At 67.0% G+C, this 261-nt stretch carries 1 protein-coding gene; it reads left to right on the forward strand.

Going from position 1 to position 261, the window contains the following annotated elements; all coding sequences use genetic code 11:
* Window positions 1–261: hypothetical protein (locus AC0IW9_RS31100; protein ID WP_471652156.1), on the forward strand; the 261-nt coding region annotated here is incomplete at both ends.

Below are 261 nucleotides of genomic sequence, written 5' to 3' on the forward strand. Positions count from 1 at the left end.
TGCAACAGCATGCGGGCTATCCGGATGCGATCATCGGCATGGTGGTCGGCTACCGCGGCATCGGCGGCAGCATCGGCTTCGCCAGTACCCTCCTGATCGGCCGCTGGGATCCGCGTATCGGCATGGGCATCGGCTTCGGCCTGCTGGTGGCCTCCGGGCTTGGGCTGGCCAGCCTCAACCTCAACGTCGGGACCGATGAGCTGCTGATGCATGCCGTGCTGCAGGGCGTCGCCGTCGGCATCCTCTGGGTACCGCTTACGG

Source organism: Belnapia sp. AC561 (genome assembly GCF_979252845.1).